The following is a 17,988-nucleotide window of genomic DNA, read 5'->3' as shown; positions in this document are numbered from 1 at the left end:
ACCCGCCTTACACGACCTACCGGCGCAAACAAGCGCCGGTAGGTCGTGAATCAGCGAGCAGGCTTAGGGCAGGACGGATGCGTTCCTGCGGTCACCAGATCGGATACGGCAGTACGCGGATCACCACTGGTCACGAGTCCCTCGCCCACGAGCACAGCGTCGGCACCTGCACCTGCGTAGGCGAGAAGATCTGCCGTTCCGCGGACGCCGGACTCGGCGACCCGAATGATTTCGCTGGGCAGTCCGGGAGCGATTCGGCCGAAACTGTCTCGGTCGATCTCCAAGGTCTTGAGGTTGCGGGCGTTGATCCCGATGACGGTGGCGCCCGCTTCGAGAGCCCGATCGGCTTCGGCTTCGGTGTGTACCTCGACGAGAGCTGTCATACCGAGCGACTCGGTCCGATCGAGCAGAGATGCCAGAGCCTGCTGTTCCAGCGCTGCGACGATCAGCAGAATGACATCTGCTCCGTGGGCACGCGCTTCGTGAATTTGATAGGGCCCCACGATGAAGTCCTTGCGCAGCACCGGAATGCTCACTGCTTTGCGCACGGCGTCGAGGTCGGCCAGCGAACCGTTGAACCTGCGTTCCTCGGTGAGAACGCTGATGATTCTTGCCCCGCCCAGCTCGTATGCCTGAGCCAGTACAGCCGGGTCGCCTATATCGGCCAATGCACCCTTCGACGGACTTGCGCGCTTGACCTCGGCGATAACGCCGATTCCGTCCTCGTGCAGTGCCGCGGTCGCATCGAGCGGTGCAGGAGCCTTCAAAGCGGCAGCCTTCACGGCAGCGAAATCGACGACCGATTCGCGTGCTGCGACATCGGCGCGAACACCGTCCAGAATCGAATCGAGAACAGTCATGGTGACCCGAGTCCTTTCCATCGGTGACCTGATGTGAGGAAACTCATCGAGGTCTTCACTAGCGTAGAGGGCGGTTTCTGTGTCACGAATTCCGGGGGCCGGACTCGTCGGTAGGATCCTCGCCCGCGTCGAGGGCATCCCACAGCATTCGTTCGGTCAAGTCTTCTCCCTCCCCGTTTGCCCCAGTGCCGTCTGCGGCAGACTTGGCCCGACGCGCAACTTCCTCGCGGCGACTGGCTGGGGCGTCGTACTTCGAGGACAATACCTTCCGCGTGGTCGGTTTCCGAAACAGTGCAACGGCGGCGAACAGGGCACTCACTGCGCCTATCAACGCAAGGACAGCGGGCAAGGCGAACGCAACCGTCGAGGTCACCTCCGCACGTGCCGGGAGTTCGGCGATACTGGCCGCCTTGGAATCGGAGACTTCGCCCAGCAGAGATTCGAGTGCAGGTAGGCCTGCGCCGACGGCAACGAGCAGAACGAGAATTGCGAGGACTCTCGACGCAATTCCCTTGACTGCGAAGGACGCTGCGACGGCCGCCAGAAGTGCAAGTGCAAGCGGCGTGGATGCCGCAGCCCACGCACTACCGAGCAGATCCGTCGATCGTTCCTCCCCCAGACCGTCGAACGAAGTGACATGTACCCACGTCATCCTCGAACTTCCCCAGAGGCAGGCTGCACCGATGAGTAGGAGAACAACGGCCGCTGCTCCAGAGCGGGACCGACTGCCCTTCGGCGATGTCGCGTCCGAATCGATGGGATTCACGCTCGACGAGTCCGATCTGGCCTTGCCGGGTGTCGCATCCTCACTCACAGGTCTGTACCTCCGACCGGGCGCAGCGACTGCGCGGCCGCAACGGCACCGAGTACCGCCATCGCCTTGTTCTTGGCCTCGGTGTCCTCGTACTCGGCCACCGAATCTGCCACGACACCGGCTCCCGCCTGCACGTAGGCCGTCCCATCCTTGATGAGCGCGGTGCGAATAGCGATCGCAGTGTCGGCATCACCGGAGAAGTCGAGATACCCCACGATGCCCCCGTACACGCCGCGTCTGGTCGGCTCCAACTCGTCGATCAATTCCATGGCCCGTACTTTGGGGGCACCCGACAGCGTGCCCGCCGGGAAGCACGCCTTGACCGCGTCCAGTGCCTGCTTGCCTTCCGCGAGGCGGCCGGCAACGGTCGACACGAGGTGCATGACGTGGCTGTAGCGCTCGATATGCCGATACTCGCTGACCCGAACGGTGCCCGGCGTGCAGACTCGGCCGAGGTCGTTGCGTCCCAGATCGACGAGCATCAGGTGCTCGGCGTTCTCCTTCTCGTCTGCCAGCAGATCCTTCTCGAGAAGAACATCCTCCTCCTCGGAGTCACCGCGCCACCTGGTTCCCGCGATCGGATGCGTCGTCGCCAGACCGTCGACGACGGTCACCAGTGCCTCGGGGCTCGAACCCACGATCGAGAACGCCGTCTCACCGTCGGCACCGGGTACGTGCATCAAATACATGTAAGGACTCGGGTTCGAGGCACGCAACATCCGATAGACGTCGATGGGAGCCGCGTCGGTGTCCATTTCGAAGCGCTGTGACAACACCACCTGAAAGGCTTCGCCGGCCTCGATCTCCTCGACGAGCCGATGCACATCTTTGCCGAAGCCCTCGGACGTGCGCTGCCGCCGATACTCGGGTTTCGGGCGTGCCATCGTCGACACCGTGGACGAGGCGGGCGCTGCCAGATCCGCACACATCCGATCCAGCCGGGTGATCGCGTCGTCGTACGCCTCGTCCACGCGGTCGACGGTGCCATCCCAGTTGACCGCGTTGGCGATCAGTGTGATTGCACCCTCGTGGTGATCGACCGCGGCGAGATCAGTCGCCAGCAGCATGACCATCTCGGGTACATGCAGGTCGTCCTGGGCATGATCGGGGAGTCGTTCGATCCGGCGGACCGCGTCGTACCCGAGGTACCCCACCATTCCACCGGTAAGCGGCGGCAGGTCCGGCAAGCGTTCGGAACGGAGCAGTTCGAGAGTCTCGCCCAGGACCTCCAGAGGGTCACCACCCGACGGGACACCGGCGGGGACGTTCCCACGCCACACTGCTTCCCCGTCTTCGACGGTCAACGCTGCAGGGGTGCCTGCACCGATGAACGACCAGCGCGACCATGATCGGCCGTTCTCCGCCGACTCCAACAGGAAGGTGCCCGGACGATCGCCGCCGAGCTTTCGGTACGCCGACAGAGGTGTTTCGGAATCGGCGAGAACCTTCCGTACTACCGGAACGACGCGATGTTCGGCGGCAAGCGCTCGGAATTCCGCCCGACTGGTCGTCGCCCCCCTGTCGACGCCGTCGTGAGCACCGGGCACTGTCGTGGTCTCGCCATGCATACCCCCATTCTCTCAGGTGCTGCACTCGACTCTCGCCGCACGGTAGCCTCCGTGCATGAAACCAGGCGACAAAGTCCTCGACTTCACACTTCCGGACCAGAGCGGCACGCCACGTTCGCTCGATGGCCTGTTGAAGGACGGTCCGCTGGTGCTGTTCTTCTACCCAGGCGCACTGACTCCCGGATGCACCGCAGAGGCATGCCATTTCCGCGATCTCGCAGCCGAATTCGCCGAGGTCGGTGCGTCACGAGCAGGAATCAGCAACGACACCGTCGCCAAGCAGGCCGAGTTCGCCGATGTGAAATCCTTCGACTACCCACTTCTGTCCGACGAGAATGGTTCCGTCGCTACGCAATTCGGCGTGAAACGCGGACTTCTAGGCAAGCTGTCTCCGGTGAAGCGGTCCACTTTCGTCATCGACACAGATCGCACCCTGCTCGAGTCCTTTTCGAGCGAATTTCGGTTCGAAGCGCACGCCGACCATGCCCTCGAATTCCTACGAGCTCGAGCGAAGAAGTAGACCCCGGATACCGAAGAGCCGTGGCGGAGACGTTCATTTTCACGAAGAGTGACAGACTTGTCTCGACGAGTGATCGTGTTCGAAGGAAGGGCTCACCGCGATGGACAGGTCGATGAACGTGACGGCAGAAGGCGCCGAACCTCGTTGGCTCACCGACGATCAGCAAACTGCGTGGCGATCGCTGGTAGCGCTCCTGACGCGGCTCCCTGCCGCCCTCGATACTCAGCTGCAACGAGATTCGGGGCTTACCCACTTCGACTACTTCGTACTGTCCGTACTCTCCGAACATCCGGATCGGCGTATCCAGCTACGCGATCTGGCCAAGTTCGCCAACGCTTCCCTGTCCCGCCTCTCGCACGTGGTCACCAAACTCGAGAAGGTGGGCTGGGTGCGCCGCGAGAGCATCCCCGGCAGCAGAGGTTCGTACGCAGTGCTCACCGACAGCGGGATGGACAAGGTCGTCGAATCCGCGCCCGGTCACGTCGCCACAGTTCAAGCATTGCTGTTCGAAGGACTCGGGGACTCCGAAGTCGCTCGACTAGCCGCACTCAGCGAAGTCATGCTTCGGCAACTCGACAAAGGAATTGCCGAAGGAACAGGCAAAGCCTGAGTCGCCAGACCGGCAAGACGTCAGCCCAGCAGCAGTCAGCTCAGTAATACGTCCGAATCGAAGCACGTGTGGTCGCCGGTATGGCAGGCGGCACCTTCCTGATCGACCACCAGCAGGACCGTATCGCCGTCGCAATCGAGGCGCACCTCATGCACGTACTGCGTATGTCCCGACGTCTCTCCCTTGACCCAGTACTGCTCACGTGAGCGGGAGTAGTACGTACCCTTGCGGGTCTCGAGGGTGCGTGCGAGCGCCTCGTCATCCATCCACGCCACCATGAGCACGCTGCCCGTGCTGCGTTCCTGGGCGACCGCGCTGAACAGGCCCGCCTCGTTTCGCTTGAGACGGGCTGCGATTGCCGGGTCGAGAGTCATCTTCTCCGTTATACCTTTCAGCGAACAACGATGCCGTCGCCGCGCATTGCGGCTTTGACCTGACCGATCGTCAGATCACCGAAGTGAAATACGCTGGCCGCGAGAACTGCGTCTGCACCTGCAGTGACCGCCGGTGAAAAGTGCTCCACCGAGCCTGCTCCCCCGCTAGCAATGACCGGGACGTGCACGGCAGCGCGAACAGCTGCGATCATCGGCAGGTCGAAGCCTGCCTTCGTGCCGTCGGCGTCCATCGAATTGAGCAGGATCTCACCGACTCCGAGTTCCGCACCGCGCGTTGCCCATTCGATCGCATCGATCCCGGTCCCACGCTTTCCACCATGCGTGGTCACCTCCCACCCCGAGGGCGTATCCGGTTGCCCGTCGGGAACGGTTCGTGCGTCCACCGAGAGCACGATGCACTGCGATCCGAATCGCTCGCTCAACTCGCGTAGCAATTCCGGCCGAGCAATAGCTGCAGTGTTGACACTGACCTTGTCCGCTCCTGCACGCAGCAAACGATCCACGTCGTCCACGGTCCGCACCCCGCCACCGACGGTGAGCGGGATGAACACCTGCTCGGCTGTTCGACTGACGACATCGAGCATCGTGCCTCGATCCGACGTGGATGCCGTCACATCCAGGAATGTGAGTTCGTCGGCTCCCTGGGCGTCGTAGGCGGCGGCGAGCGCCACCGGATCACCGGCATCGCGAAGATTCTCGAAATTCACACCTTTGACGACGCGTCCGGCGTCGACGTCCAGACACGGAATCACACGCACGGCTACGGTCATCGAACTCGCCCTTCGAGAAAGTCGGCTGGATCTCCCAATGCACTGATCACGTTCAACAGTTCTTCGTGTACACCCGGCGACGCCGCCACGACCGACTTCGACTCGATGGTCCACGGTTCGCCGGCCAGGTCGGTGACCACACCCCCGGCTGCCTCGACGAGCAGCGCGCCTGCGGCGTTGTCCCACGCTTGATGTCCGAACACGACGCATCCGCCGAGAACTCCACTGGCGGTGTACGCCAAGTCGATTCCGGTGGACCCGTGCATTCGGATGCGAGAGGACACCCGGGAGAGCTCTTCGAGAATCCGAACCCGGTACAGCCCAGGCGTCCGTCCCCGGCTCGCAATGTTGAACGCGCCGAAGCCGATCATCGAGTCCCTGAGCGATCGCTCCTCGAGACGGGGTAAAGCAATGCCGTTGAGATGAATCGGCCCATCTACGGTAGCGGTGAAACGTTGCTGAATCAGCGGCAGCCACGTCAAGCCGAGCACCGGCACACCGTCGTCGAGAAGTGCCAACAGTGTTCCGGCAGAGGGCAGTCCGGCCGAGTAGTTGAACGTGCCGTCGATCGGATCGAGGACCCAGACCGGGCCTTCGTTCAGATCGGGACCACCGAACTCTTCGCCGTGCACCGGAATCCCGGTCTGCTCGAACAGCTCCGCACTCAACCGTCGTTCCAGCTCGAGATCGACGGCCGTGGCAAAATCATCGGGCCCCTTCTGGACGGCGCTGGGGGCACCGACACCGGCGACGAACCGATCGTGTGTGCCGTCGAGCAATCCGCTTGCGATACTCAGCAGTCGCTGTGGGTCCAGAGGGAGGCTCATCCTGCTATCCGGATACTGCCGCGAGGGCATCCGGCAATGTGAAACGTCCTGCGTACAAAGCTTTTCCGACGATCGAGCCCTCGACACCGACGCCGACCAAGCCTGCGATAGCGCGAAGATCATCGATAGTCGAGACGCCGCCAGAGGCGATGACGGGTGCGTCCGTCTTGGCGCACACCTGGCTCAAGAGTTCGAGGTTCGGTCCGGTCAACGTTCCGTCTTTGGTCACGTCGGTAACGACGTACCGCGAACATCCGTCGCGCTCGAGCCGCTCGAGAACCTCCCACAGGTCACCGCCGTCACTGACCCAACCACGGCCGCGCAACCGGTTCGCACCGTCGACGATGAGCACATCGAGACCGACTGCCACACGATCGCCGAATTCACCGATGGCACGCGAACACCACTCAGGATCCTCGAGGGCTGCAGTGCCGAGGTTCACCCGTGCGCAACCAGTGGCGAGCGCAGCTCGCAGTGACTCGTCGTCGCGGATACCTCCGGACAATTCCACCTTGACATCCAGCTCACCGACGACGTCCGCGAGCAACTCGCGGTTGGAACCACGACCGAAGGCTGCGTCGAGATCGACCAGATGCACCCACTCTGCACCGTCCCTCTGCCACGCAAGTGCGGCATCCCGCGGGGATCCGTACTTGGTTTCGCTCCCCGCCTCTCCCTGAACGAGACGGACAGCTTCGCCGCCTGCGACATCTACAGCAGGCAATAGGACCAGGCTCACGTGCGCTTATACTACTGGTCCATCTGCCTCACCCGAACGTCGGGGCGGGCCAGTCCCGCATCGAGCCGGGAACCCTCATTCCTCGGGGCCGAGCCCGCGCCGCGTCATCCGTGTCGAGACGACACCCATAGCAGTGATGGCTGCCGTGATACCGATCGCCACGATGAGCAGACCCCACCCCGGGCCTGGGCGAAGCAGCGCAATGACCACTGTAGTGATCACCAACATCAGTGTGGCGCTGCCGAGAGACGCGATCGCGAGACGTCCGAACGAGAACTCGCGATCGCGCTTTCTCATAGCGAATCGACCCAGTTCTTCAACAGGGCAGCCCCTGCGTCCCCGGACTTCTCCGGATGGAACTGGGTGGCCGACAACGGCCCGTTCTCGACGGCGGCGAGAAAATCGCCACCATGGTCGGCCCAGGTCAACATCGGCGCTGCCAAGACCTCCGACGGCTCGAGTTCCCAACGCTGCGCTGCGTACGAGTGAACGAAGTAGAAGCGCGTCTCCGCATCGATACCGTCGAACAAGACACTCTTCTCAGGAGCGCGGACGGTGTTCCATCCCATGTGAGGCAAAACAGGCGCCGCAAGCCGGTCGACGGTGCCAGGCCACTCACCGCAGCCAGCCGCCTCGATTCCGAATTCGACACCCCGTTCGAACATGATCTGCATTCCGACGCAGATGCCGAGCACCGGGCGTCCACCAGCCAACCGTTGACCGATGATCCGATCACCCTTGACCGCCAGCAGACCTTCCATGCACGCAGCGAACGCGCCCACCCCGGGAACGACGAGGCCATCGCATGCGAGCGCCGCTTTTGGGTCGGCAGTGACGGTGACGTCCGCGCCGACTCGATCCAGCGCCCGCTTCGCGGAGTGCAGATTGCCCGAGCCGTAGTCGAGCAACACCACAGATTTCATGCCGCGAGTCTATCGGTCGCTCTTCGAGCCGATATCGCCACCGCTACCGCCATGATCGCGGCCACGGTTGCGGCCATCCCGAAACCGGCGGTGTACCCGGCCGTTCCGACGATGAGCCCCAGCGCCATTGCCCCTGCCCCGGTGCCTGCGTCGAAACCGATGTTCCAGGCGGCGCTGGCTTGGCTGTACCGCTCCGGTCCGGCGGCGTTGAACACCATCACCAAACTGTCGTTCTGGGTGGCTCCGTATCCGACACCGAATACGACGGCGGCGATGAGAAACACCGCACCTGGAGTACTGCCCGACACCGCGAAGGCGAAGACCGCCACGCCCACCGCAACTCCCACCAATGCGGGTGCAAGCGACCGGCCGATTCCGATCCGATCGGCGATCCAACCTGCCCCGTAACGGCCGACGAGCATCGCCCCGCTGACAACCGAGAGCGCGATACCGATCAACGAAGCGCGCTCGGATTCTGCGATCGGCAACAGAGTCGTCAGTCCCCCGAACGACGCCGACGCCGCTGCGATGGCGAGGCACGGGATGACAAACTGCGCTCTGCTGGTTCGAATTCCGACATGGGACCCCCTCGACTGAGGTACCGGACGAATTCGAGGCAGAAATGCGATCCCGATCAACCCCATCATTGGGACCAGTGCCCCGAGGACGTACACGAGGGTCGGGGCAACGGAGAAGACAGCAAGACCCACGGGGAGGGTGACCATTTGAGAGAACGCGATAGCGATTCCCTGAGCTCCCGTTGCTCGGCCCAACTGCGCCGCCGGAGCCAATTCGGCGACCAAGGCTGCACCCGCAACCGTGAGCATCCCGAAGCCGACGCCGCGCACGGCAGAAATAGCCAACGCGGGTCCCGCGGCTACGGATACGGCGAACACGATCGCCGGCAAACCCAACAATGCGCAACCGGCAGCGAGTACGAGTCGGTGGCCGAAGCGACGCAGAAGGCGAGGAACCAACAATTGCGTAGCCACGGTGGTGGCCATGAAGATCGCGGTGCTTGCGCCGGCCAACGCGTCCGACCCGCCGTTCTCGGAAATCGCCAGTGGAACCACGGGCAGAAGAAGACCGAATCCGCCGAATGCCGCTGCGCCCATGACCATCGCTGCGGGAAGCCCGCGGATGGCGAACAACGAACTCAAACCGAAATCACAAAGTGCCCTTGGTGGACGGAATTCCAGTCATCCTCGGGTCGTACTCGACTGCTTCACGCAACGCGCGGGCCACCGCCTTGAACTCGGCCTCGGTGATGTGATGCTGATCCCGCCCGTACAACACACGCACGTGCAGCGCGATGCGTGCATTCATCGCCAACGACTCGAAGACGTGACGATTGATCACCGTCGCGTACGGAACTCCGGGATAGCCGCCGATGATCGAATGGACCATGTAGTCGGGCTCACCGGTGTGCACGCAATACGGCCGGCCGGAAACATCCACCGACGCATGTGCGAGCGTCTCATCCATCGGAATGAACGCATCACCGAATCTGGTGATCCCCGCTTTGTCACCCAACGCCTGACCGAGCGCCTGGCCGAGCACGATCGCGGTGTCCTCGACGGTGTGATGGGCTTCGATCTCGATGTCACCTTTGGCGTGCACCGTGAGGTCGAACCGGGCGTGTGTGCCGAGGGCAGTGAGCATGTGGTCGAAGAACGGCACCCCAGTGGAGATGTCGACGACACCGGTGCCGTCGAGATTCAGTTCGACCGAAATATCGGACTCTTTCGTCGCGCGTTCGATACGCGCGATCCTGGGCGCCGTGGTCATCTGATGGACTCCACTTCTTGTTCGGTATGCAGTTCGGTGCGAGCGAGTCTCGCACTCACCTCGAGGAATCGATCGTTTTCGGCGTCGAGGCCGATCGTGGTGCGCAGATAGCCGGCGATGCCGACGTCCCTGATCAGCACCCCGTCGTCGAGATAGCGCTGCCACGTCGCCGATGAGTCGGCAAACCGGCCGAAGAGGACGAAATTGGCATCACTGGGAATGACGTCGTATCCCATATCGGTCAGCGCAGCCATGACCCGATCGCGTTCGGCCGACAGACGCGCAACACTTCCGAGAGTTTCCGTTGCATGCCGAAGAGCAGCCAACGCCGCGGCCTGGGTGATGACAGAAAGGTGATATGGCAAGCGCACCAACAACATTGCCTCCACCACGGCCGGCGCTGCAGCAAGATAGCCGAGTCTGCCACCGGCGAAAGCGAAGGCCTTGCTCATGGTCCGACTGACCACGAGCTTGCTCGGGTAGTCCCCGATCAGACCCAGTGCGCTCGGCAGTGCCGAGAACTCCGCGTACGCCTCGTCGACGATGACGATGCCATCCGCAGCGTCGAGTATCCGCCGTAGATCCGCTTCACCGACGCTGTGCCCGGTCGGATTGTTGGGGCTCGTCACGAAGACGACGTCGGGGTTGCGATCGCCGATCACACTGACTGCGTAGTCGATATCGAGCGAGAAGTCGTCTCGCCGATTCGCCTCGACCCAGTCGGTCTGAGTTCCCGACGCGAGGATCGGGTGCATCGAATACGACGGCACGAAGCCCAGCGATGTTCGCCCCGGCCCGCCGAATGCCTGCAGAAGCTGTTGAAGAATCTCGTTGGACCCGTTCGCGGCCCAGACATTGGCAGTGTCCATCGCAATTCCGGTTTGCGAGGTCAGGTACTCGGCAAGTGCCGTACGCAGAGCGACGGCATCGCGATCCGGGTACCGGTGCAGCTGAGCTGCTGCAGCACGGACCGACTCGGCGACGTCGTCCACCAGGGCCTGGGTAGGTGGGTACGGATTCTCGTTGGTATTGAGCTGCACCGGTACGTTCAGCTGCGGCGCGCCGTACGCCGACTGCCCGCGCAGACTGTCCCGTATCGGCAGATCGTCGACGGTGATCGACTGCCCAACGACACCGCTCACGACGATAGCCCTTCGAAACGAAGCCGGACTGCCTCACCGTGTGCTGGCAGATCCTCGGCATTGGCAAGCGCAATCACGTGACCTGCGACATCCTTCAATGCCGCTTCCGAGTAGTCGACGACGTGGACTCCACGCAGGAACGTCTGAACACTGAGTCCGGACGAGTGACGGGCACAACCCGCCGTCGGGAGAACGTGATTCGAGCCAGCGCAATAGTCACCGAGACTGACCGGAGACCAGGCGCCGACGAATACCGCGCCCGCACTGCGCACCTTCGCAGCGACAGCAGCGGCATCGTTCGTCTGAATCTCCAGGTGCTCGGCCGCATACGCATTCACGACGGCAAGGCCTTGCTCGATGTCGTCGACGAGGATCGTTCCGGACTGCTGGCCGGACAATGCTGTCGCTACGCGCTCGGCGTGCTTGGTGAACGCGAGCTGTGCCTCGAGGGCGGCGTCGACGGCGTCGGCGAGCCCCGGACTCGTGGTGACGAGCACACTCGCCGCCATGACGTCGTGCTCGGCTTGGCTGATCATGTCGGCGGCGACGTGTTTCGGGTCAGCGGAATCGTCGGCCAGAATTGCGATTTCGGTGGGGCCTGCCTCGGCATCGATTCCGACCAGTCCCCGACACAGCCGCTTGGCTGCAGTGACGTAGATATTGCCGGGTCCGGTGATCAAGTCCACCGGCGCCAGTTCCGTTCCGTCGGTGTCCGTGCCGCCATAGGTGAGCAACGCAATACCTTGCCCGCCACCGACAGCCCACACTTCCTCGACGCCGAGCAAGTGCGCGGCGGCCAGAATGGTCGGGTGCGGCAATCCGCCGAACGCGGCCTGCGGTGGGGATGCCACGACCAAGGAACCGACGCCCGCGGTCTGAGCGGGAACGACGTTCATGACGACCGAGGAGGGATAGACGGCGTTGCCGCCGGGAACATAGAGTCCGACGCGGTCGACCGGGATCCACCTCTCGGTGACCGTTCCACCGGGGACCACAGTGGTGGTGGTGTCGGTGCGCCGTTGTTCGGCATGAACCAATCGTGTCCGTGCGATGGCGACTTCGAGTGCCTCGCGCACTGCGGGGTCCAACTCGGTAAGAGCGTCGACGAGTGCCTGAGCAGGGACGCGAATCCGGTCCGGGCGGACGCTGTCGAACTGCTCGGAGTAGTCGAGTGCGGCGTCGGCGCCACGATCGCGAACTGCCTCGACGACAGGGCGCACCTGATGCAGAACAGCATCGACATCCACTCCACCTCGTGGGAGAGCGCCGCGTAGTTCGGCAGTGGATGGAGTTCGACCGCGTAGATCCACGCGAGCGAGCTCGATGCGGGCAGACATAGTGTTCCCTTCGAGGGTCGAAAGATTTCGGTTGCGAACCTCCAGGATAGTTCCCCCGGATTCGGCTACTGCTTCACGTCCTGCGCTCGACTACCGCTTCGTGTCGGGAACGCTCACCAAGGTCCGACCTCAGAGCGTGGAGAAGCTGCACCGCGAGTCGATTTCCGTGGGCCAGCTCGAGGCGTACGGCTGCGCCGAGTGACAGAAGTGGCGCCCTTTCAGATGCCGAGCCCAGATGCCGAGCTCAGATACCGAGCGAATGCGCCAGCATCGGCCACGACGCGTGGAGGTCGTCCTGCCAGTAGCCCCAGGAGTGCGTTCCGACGGGACGGAAATTCACCTCGGCAGGGATTCCGAGTCGGTACAGCTCCTTGGCCATGTTCGAAGTGCAGAAATTCACGACGGCCTCGATACCGCCGCCGACCAGTAGCTGGTCCGGGAACAGTGTGGCCTTGCCTTCCGCGAATCGAGGATTCAGCGGTGTGTCGTTGGGGATGCCGGGTAGCCCGGTGCCGGTGCTCATGTAGATCTCGGTGCCACGCAGCTTTTCAGCGTTGAGGAGTGGATCGTTTTCACGCCATACAGGTCCGTCGAGCGGTCCCCACATGTTCTCGACGTTTCCGCCTCCGTACAACTCGACAACCAACTTCACGAACTGCTGCCCGAGCGGATCCGACGTCTGCGCGCATCCGCTGTAGGCGGCCACGCCCTTGTAGAGACCTGGATAGGCGATGGCCAAGTTCAGAACCGAGGTGCCGGACATGGAGAGGGCCGCTATCGACTGAATTCCGTTGGTATCGAACTGTGCATCGATCAACGGTGGAAGTTCTTCGCCGATGAAGGTCTGCCATTTGTTTCGACCGAGGACTGGATCATCGCTTATCCAGTCGGTGTAGTAGGACCATTTTCCGGACTGTGGTGTGACCACGAAAGCGTTCTTGTCGGCAAAGAACTCGGTCGAGTCCGTCTGGGACTGCCACGTTGCGGAGTCCTCGCCGCCTCCCGCTCCGTTCAACAGGTAGAGAACCGGCCGTGGAACAGAACCATCTGCGGGGGTCATCACCTGGACTGGAATGTTCTTGTCCATGGCCGCCGAGTAGACCTCCAGCGTCGACCGGCGATCATCGATGCGGGTGGACGACACGATGCGCGAACCATCACCGGATGTCGCCGACGTCACGGGTAGGTCCTCGGCGGACACGACGCTCACACCTACCGCAGACGGCGTCAACGCACACAACATCACCGCTGTGCATGTCACGATTGCGTTCTTGATCTTCACGCGTCCGCCCTCCGGCGATGCTTTGACGTTAGTTCGGCGAACAGTATCACTGCCGATAGCGATCGGGGCCGACAATCACCGACCTGTAACGAACCCGGTGAGGGGGTCGAGTCCTCCCGCACATACCTACCGATGAGCAGGTCAGGAATACCGACGTGCCAGATTGTCCAGAGTCGCGCTGATTCCATCCGCGTTCTTCTGCGGCATCCCGAACATCTCGAGCATTTTCGGCGCCTTGGCGGCTGCGTAGCGGAACGATTCCGTGACCGTGGTCGTACCCGGTGTCTTCTCCTCGAACTCCCACCGCCACGTATGCCCCAGGGGATGCCGCCATTCGATTACCTTGCTGGTGCCGGAGTCGATGAAGTCGGTCACCGTGCTGGTGATTCGGTACGGAACGCCGTACTGCTTCATTCCGACCGAGAACTTGGCGCCCTGGTTCAATCGATCCGGTCCCTTGACCGTGTCCTTCACCGTGCCCGAGCCGTCGAGTTCACCGTGCCGATGTGGGTCCGCGACGATAGCGAAGAGATCGGCGGCGGGCGCTCGTACCTCGATCCGACGAGCCACGATGCGAGGTCCTTGGTCGACGATCTGTGTGGAAGCCATGACGTGCTCATACCCGTATTCGGCCCATCCATGCGAGCCGCTACGGTTCGACGATGTTCAATGGACCGATGGCCCCAGTGAAGTCGATCGATCAGAGCGGGAACGGCGGCGTGACGACCCACATCGAGGCTTGCGGAATATGAGTCGAAGTTGCCCATGTCTGCGCGGTGAGCCCTTCGACCGCTGTTGCGAACCGTTTCTGAACGGAACAGCGACCGCACCGACGGCCGAACATTTGATGCGATCGCGTTACAGCGCATTCAGCGTCGGCGACGCCGACTACCTGCTGAAGACCTGGCACAGTTCGACGGCTCCGACCGAGTTGACGCTCGACCCGCAGCAACGCTGGTATCGATTGGACGTCCACCGAACCTCCGAAGGAGGGCTCATGGACCAGACGGGCGAGGTCGAGTTCAGTGCGTTCTATCGCCATCCCGATGGCAACGGGGTGCTCAGAGAATCTTCTCGATTCGTTCGCGAGGACAACCGATGGGTCTACCTCGACGGCGTCCTGGCGCAATAAACGCCTGTACTACCGCTGTTTCTGTGGCCGGTTGGTAGCGGCCCGTCGAGCCTCGTCCTTCGCCTTGACCCGCACGGCTTCCGCGCGGACCTCATCCTGCGTACGACGCTCTCGAACCAGCCACTCGGGCTGCTCTCGAAGAAGCTGGCCGATCTCGGCTTCGGTCAGGGCGTCGGTGATCTCGGCTCGTGCAAGACCTGCGATGGACACCCCGAGCTTGCGCGCAATGACGTCCTTCGGGAACGGGCCGTTCTCTTGGAGGTCGACAAGCCACTGCGGCGGTTCTTTACGCAATGCGTCCAGTTCGGCGCGGGAAATGGACGCGGCCTGAAACTCTTCCGGCGCTGCGGGAAGGTAGATGCCGAGCTTGTTCGCCGCGGTAAGGGGCTTCATCTGCTGTGGTTTATTCTCCGGGCTCACCCCGACAGCCTATCTGCCCACAGCTGGACCGGACGCCACTGTCCAGGACAACGGCCCGAGTCGCCTACTGTTGAGATGTGAATTTCGACGTGCAGTCCCTCCGCTGGTACATCGCCGTCGCGGAAGAATTGCATTTCGCTCGCGCTGCCAAAACCTTGAACATCGCCCGGACGCGGTTGAGTGCCGCGGTCATCGAACTCGAAACCGAACTCGGCTACTCGTTGTTCGTCCCCGGCGCGTCGCCGACAGAGCTCACCGATCGCGGCACCGACTTCCTCCAGACCGCACGCGTGATGGTCGCCGAGGAAGATGAATTGCTGCGTGCCAACGCGTCGAACGAGCAGTCAGCCACGCTCACCGTCGGTTTCACCGAAGGCGTGACGCCGGCCAAGTGGACCCGAATCTGGTCCGAGCGATTCCCAGACATCGCATTGGAGCTGGTCCCCACCACAGCCGACACGCAGGAGTCTTCGCTTCGATCGGGCGTGGTCGACGTCGGTTTCGTTCGACTCCCGGTCGACCGGAACGATCTCAGCGTCATCGGCCTCTACGAGGAAGTGACGGTGGTGGTCGTTCCCAAGGACCACCCAGTCGCCGCGTTCGATCGCATCGCCGTGACAGACCTCGCCGACGAGCACCTGCTGCAGGAACCGTCCGAGGTTCCCGAATGGGCGTCGATCGCCACCGAAATCGCCGACGGCACGCGACTGGCACCGCCGCAGGTGAATTCACACGCCGAACTGGTCGAGTACGTTGCCGCAGGGCTGGGTATCGCCGTTATGCCACAGTCCATCGCCCGATTGCACAGCCGCAAGGACCTCGTGTATCGCCCGATCGACGGCGTAGCGGGCTCCCCCGTCGCCATTGCATGGCTCATCGACAAGACCACCGAAGAGGTCGAGGACTTCGTCGGCATCGTCCGCGGCCGCTCTGTCCGAAGCTCGCGGGGAACTCCGACGCCACCCACCAGTGCAGCGAACCGCAACAACAGTGCGGCCAAGAAGAAGCAACAACTGGCCGCGAAGGCGAGCCAGCCGGCCAAGGGCGCCCGAGGAAGCAAGAAAAATTTCTCTTCTGGCAAGCGGCCGCGGCGACCCTAGAAATGGGAATTTCCATAACTTGTTGACCAGGGCGCACCACGCGTTGACGCACCGCAGAGTGCTCGATCAGCACTCCCCCCTCGGCCGGGTAGATATTTTCACCGCCACGGATGGGCAGCACCTCTCGACGCTGCCCATCCGCGACCGCCTGAGAGCTACTACGACTTCCACGCCGTCCCGAAGAGCACCATCGAATTGGACGAGCCCACTACTCCGTGCACGGTGGGATTCCAGACGACGAACTCAGCGAAGGAGCTGTAGACCAAGTAGGGCACATCCTTGTTGACCTGCTGCTGGATCTGGTCGACCAGTTCAGCCTTCTTGTCCTTGTCGGAGGCCAACTGCAGTTCATCGATCAGCGAGTCCATTTCTGGGCTGGTGTACATCCCATAGACCTGCTTGCCCTCGCTGTGCATCGTTGCCTGCATCTTCGGAAATGGGTCGGATTCGCGGTAGGCAAGACCCCATGCCGCGAGGTCGTAGTTCCGTTCCTTGGCAATAGTGCGGACCTGGTCACCGATTGTCGGCATCAGGTTGACCCGGACATCGAAGCCAACCGCTTCCAGTTGCGCTTCGACGGCGAGCGCAGTCTGCTGCGAAGCCGGGTCTGATGCGTCGATCACTTCGAGCTTGCCGTCATACCCGTCTGCCATTGCCTCCGCAAGCAATTGCTTGGCCTTTTCAGGGGCAACAGGCGTGGCCTGGGTCTGCGTGTGCCAGCGCGAATACTCCGGGAAAATCGTGCCGTTTCCCAGGTCGGGATCGTCGAATGCGCGCTGGGTGATGATTTGCGGATCAACGGCAAGCTGCATCGCCTGACGCACACGTGGATCAGCGCCGGGACGGCCCTCCGAGGCATTGATGAGCGCGGCGTTTCCGGCGGCGGTCATGTTCACATAGCCGCTCATCCCGCGCTCCACGACCTCATCGACCTCGTCGGGCTCGCGGACGAACGTCGAGTCGATGCCGCCGTTGTACATGGTTTCCAGTCCGACCTGTGTCCCAGGGAGATACACAATGCGCAGCGCATCCAGGTTCGGCTCGCCTGCCCAATAGTCCTCTCGTGCCGACAACGTCATACTGTCGGCCTGAGCCCAGGTAGCAAGGGTGAAGGGCCCTGCCCCGATCGGTGTGAACTTTCCGTCCGGACCGTCCGACTCGGTGGAGACGATCATGCCCGGTCCGGTTGTGAGCAACCCAGGAAAGTCGGCCCAGGACTTATTGAGTGTGTAGGTAACGGTCTTGTCGCCCGATGTCTCGATGCTCTCCACGCTGTCGTTCCATAGCGCCGCCTCCGGAGCAGGTTTTGCCGCATAACGTTCCTGGCTCGCTTGCACCGCCGCCGCATCCACTGGCATGTTGTTGGAGAACTTCACGCCGTCCCGCAACGTCAGGGTCCAGGTCCGGAAGTCGTCATCATGGTCGAGGCTCTGCGCCATCTGCGGAACGAATTCGTTGGACTCGGTGTCGAATCGCAGCAGCGAATCGTAGATGTTCAGCATCTCTATGCCACCCGTGGTGACTGCGGCGATCGCCACTGCTGGGTCCAGCGCCGCCGGTTCCGAGTACGCCCCGAAGGAAAGGGTTCCTCCGGAGACGGGATCACCACTGTCGGTGGCCCCCCTCATGCCCTCGCTCAACTGGTCGGTGGCGGCCCCACTACCGGTGTCGGCCCCGCTGGCGCAGCCGACAAGCAGCAGCGTGGCCGCGAAGGGTACCGCGATCGACTTCCACAGCAATTCCTTGGTGCGATACATATAA

Annotated in this window: 22 protein-coding genes; 5 read left to right on the top strand and 17 right to left on the bottom strand. The window is 62.7% G+C overall.

From position 1 onward, the window contains the following. Window positions 1–50: 50 nt before the first annotated feature. The 3 genes from trpC to ABIB36_RS15055 all read right to left on the bottom strand — a co-directional run bounded on the left by trpC (window position 51) and on the right by ABIB36_RS15055 (window position 3,242). Window positions 51–860 carry an indole-3-glycerol phosphate synthase TrpC gene (gene trpC, locus ABIB36_RS15065; protein WP_354562177.1) on the bottom strand — a complete coding sequence of 270 codons (810 nt, stop codon included), beginning with the start codon at window positions 858–860 and terminating at the stop codon, window positions 51–53. A gap of 82 nt (window positions 861–942) precedes the next feature. Beyond that, the gene (locus ABIB36_RS15060; RefSeq protein ID WP_502944944.1) at window positions 943–1,626 is read right to left on the bottom strand and encodes a TIGR02234 family membrane protein; all 684 of its coding nucleotides are present in this window, start codon (window positions 1,624–1,626) and stop codon (window positions 943–945) included. A 44-nt stretch (window positions 1,627–1,670) separates the two neighbouring features. Continuing rightward, window positions 1,671–3,242, bottom strand: coding sequence for an anthranilate synthase component I (locus tag ABIB36_RS15055; protein WP_354562174.1), 1,572 nt, complete (start codon window positions 3,240–3,242; stop codon window positions 1,671–1,673). A 55-nt stretch (window positions 3,243–3,297) separates the two neighbouring features. Here ABIB36_RS15055 and ABIB36_RS15050 point away from each other — a divergent pair, with 55 nt between their 5' ends. After that, window positions 3,298–3,762, top strand: coding sequence for a peroxiredoxin (locus tag ABIB36_RS15050; RefSeq protein WP_084346555.1), 465 nt, complete (start codon window positions 3,298–3,300; stop codon window positions 3,760–3,762). Window positions 3,763–3,874: 112 nt separating this feature from the next. Beyond that, complete coding sequence (locus tag ABIB36_RS15045) at window positions 3,875–4,372, top strand: MarR family winged helix-turn-helix transcriptional regulator (RefSeq protein ID WP_084346746.1); 498 nt, start codon at window positions 3,875–3,877, stop codon at window positions 4,370–4,372. Window positions 4,373–4,407: 35 nt separating this feature from the next. Here the strand turns inward: ABIB36_RS15045 and hisI are convergent, their stop codons facing one another. The 10 genes from hisI to hisD form a co-directional block, all read right to left on the bottom strand. Next, entirely contained in the window at window positions 4,408–4,746 is a 339-nt protein-coding gene (gene hisI / locus ABIB36_RS15040) for a phosphoribosyl-AMP cyclohydrolase (protein ID WP_084346556.1), read from the bottom strand. 17 nt (window positions 4,747–4,763) lie between these two features. Next, on the bottom strand, window positions 4,764–5,537 hold the full coding sequence (gene hisF, locus ABIB36_RS15035) for an imidazole glycerol phosphate synthase subunit HisF (protein WP_084346557.1): 774 nt from the start codon (window positions 5,535–5,537) through the stop codon (window positions 4,764–4,766). Continuing rightward, window positions 5,534–6,364 (bottom strand): inositol monophosphatase family protein, encoded by an 831-nt coding sequence (locus ABIB36_RS15030; RefSeq protein WP_084346558.1) that lies wholly within the window; start codon window positions 6,362–6,364, stop codon window positions 5,534–5,536. The genes hisF and ABIB36_RS15030 overlap by 4 nt, the downstream gene beginning before the upstream one ends. 4 nt (window positions 6,365–6,368) lie before the next feature. Beyond that, complete coding sequence (gene priA / locus ABIB36_RS15025; RefSeq protein WP_084346559.1) at window positions 6,369–7,103, bottom strand: bifunctional 1-(5-phosphoribosyl)-5-((5-phosphoribosylamino)methylideneamino)imidazole-4-carboxamide isomerase/phosphoribosylanthranilate isomerase PriA; 735 nt, start codon at window positions 7,101–7,103, stop codon at window positions 6,369–6,371. 75 nt (window positions 7,104–7,178) lie between these two features. Continuing rightward, entirely contained in the window at window positions 7,179–7,400 is a 222-nt protein-coding gene (locus ABIB36_RS15020; protein ID WP_354562168.1) for a hypothetical protein, read from the bottom strand. Beyond that, window positions 7,397–8,026: an imidazole glycerol phosphate synthase subunit HisH gene (gene hisH, locus ABIB36_RS15015; protein ID WP_084346561.1), complete on the bottom strand. Its 630-nt coding sequence runs from the start codon at window positions 8,024–8,026 to the stop codon at window positions 7,397–7,399. The genes ABIB36_RS15020 and hisH overlap by 4 nt, the downstream gene beginning before the upstream one ends. Beyond that, complete coding sequence (locus ABIB36_RS15010) at window positions 8,023–9,147, bottom strand: MFS transporter (RefSeq protein ID WP_354562290.1); 1,125 nt, start codon at window positions 9,145–9,147, stop codon at window positions 8,023–8,025. Before ABIB36_RS15010 ends, hisH begins: the two co-directional genes overlap by 4 nt. 46 nt (window positions 9,148–9,193) lie before the next feature. Further along, window positions 9,194–9,814 carry an imidazoleglycerol-phosphate dehydratase HisB gene (hisB, locus tag ABIB36_RS15005; protein WP_084346562.1) on the bottom strand — a complete coding sequence of 207 codons (621 nt, stop codon included), beginning with the start codon at window positions 9,812–9,814 and terminating at the stop codon, window positions 9,194–9,196. Beyond that, window positions 9,811–10,956, bottom strand: a complete 1,146-nt coding sequence (locus ABIB36_RS15000; protein ID WP_354562164.1) for a histidinol-phosphate transaminase — start codon at window positions 10,954–10,956, stop codon at window positions 9,811–9,813. The genes hisB and ABIB36_RS15000 overlap by 4 nt, the downstream gene beginning before the upstream one ends. Continuing rightward, the gene (hisD, locus tag ABIB36_RS14995; RefSeq protein WP_354562162.1) at window positions 10,953–12,293 is read right to left on the bottom strand and encodes a histidinol dehydrogenase; all 1,341 of its coding nucleotides are present in this window, start codon (window positions 12,291–12,293) and stop codon (window positions 10,953–10,955) included. Before hisD ends, ABIB36_RS15000 begins: the two co-directional genes overlap by 4 nt. Before the next feature lie 31 nt (window positions 12,294–12,324). On the opposite strand from hisD, the gene ABIB36_RS14990 reads away from it, so the two are divergent. Then, the gene (locus ABIB36_RS14990) at window positions 12,325–12,495 is read left to right on the top strand and encodes a hypothetical protein (RefSeq protein WP_354562160.1); all 171 of its coding nucleotides are present in this window, start codon (window positions 12,325–12,327) and stop codon (window positions 12,493–12,495) included. A gap of 42 nt (window positions 12,496–12,537) precedes the next feature. Here ABIB36_RS14990 and ABIB36_RS14985 read toward each other — a convergent pair whose 3' ends face one another. Together ABIB36_RS14985 and ABIB36_RS14980 are read right to left on the bottom strand one after the other, a co-directional pair. Further along, on the bottom strand, window positions 12,538–13,536 hold the full coding sequence (locus tag ABIB36_RS14985) for an alpha/beta hydrolase (protein ID WP_084346748.1): 999 nt from the start codon (window positions 13,534–13,536) through the stop codon (window positions 12,538–12,540). A 180-nt stretch (window positions 13,537–13,716) separates the two neighbouring features. Continuing rightward, window positions 13,717–14,184, bottom strand: a complete 468-nt coding sequence (locus ABIB36_RS14980) for an SRPBCC family protein (RefSeq protein WP_354562158.1) — start codon at window positions 14,182–14,184, stop codon at window positions 13,717–13,719. A gap of 139 nt (window positions 14,185–14,323) precedes the next feature. Here ABIB36_RS14980 and ABIB36_RS14975 point away from each other — a divergent pair, with 139 nt between their 5' ends. Further along, entirely contained in the window at window positions 14,324–14,707 is a 384-nt protein-coding gene (locus ABIB36_RS14975) for a YchJ family protein (protein ID WP_354562155.1), read from the top strand. A gap of 9 nt (window positions 14,708–14,716) precedes the next feature. Here ABIB36_RS14975 and ABIB36_RS14970 read toward each other — a convergent pair whose 3' ends face one another. Continuing rightward, the gene (locus ABIB36_RS14970; protein WP_084346568.1) at window positions 14,717–15,127 is read right to left on the bottom strand and encodes a DUF5997 family protein; all 411 of its coding nucleotides are present in this window, start codon (window positions 15,125–15,127) and stop codon (window positions 14,717–14,719) included. Between the two features lie 77 nt (window positions 15,128–15,204). On the opposite strand from ABIB36_RS14970, the gene ABIB36_RS14965 reads away from it, so the two are divergent. Next, window positions 15,205–16,227, top strand: a complete 1,023-nt coding sequence (locus ABIB36_RS14965; RefSeq protein WP_354562152.1) for a LysR family transcriptional regulator — start codon at window positions 15,205–15,207, stop codon at window positions 16,225–16,227. A 158-nt stretch (window positions 16,228–16,385) separates the two neighbouring features. On the opposite strand, the gene ABIB36_RS14960 is transcribed toward ABIB36_RS14965, so the two are convergent. Continuing rightward, a complete protein-coding gene (locus ABIB36_RS14960; RefSeq protein WP_084346570.1) occupies window positions 16,386–17,984 on the bottom strand; it encodes an ABC transporter substrate-binding protein in 1,599 nt (532 codons plus the stop codon). Between the last annotated feature and the right edge of the window lie 4 nt (window positions 17,985–17,988).

This window comes from Rhodococcus sp. UYP9 (assembly GCF_040547235.1).
GTDB lineage: Bacteria > Actinomycetota > Actinomycetes > Mycobacteriales > Mycobacteriaceae > Rhodococcoides.
Note: the sequence above shows the minus strand (reverse complement) of the source record. Positions and strands in the feature narration are given on the sequence as shown.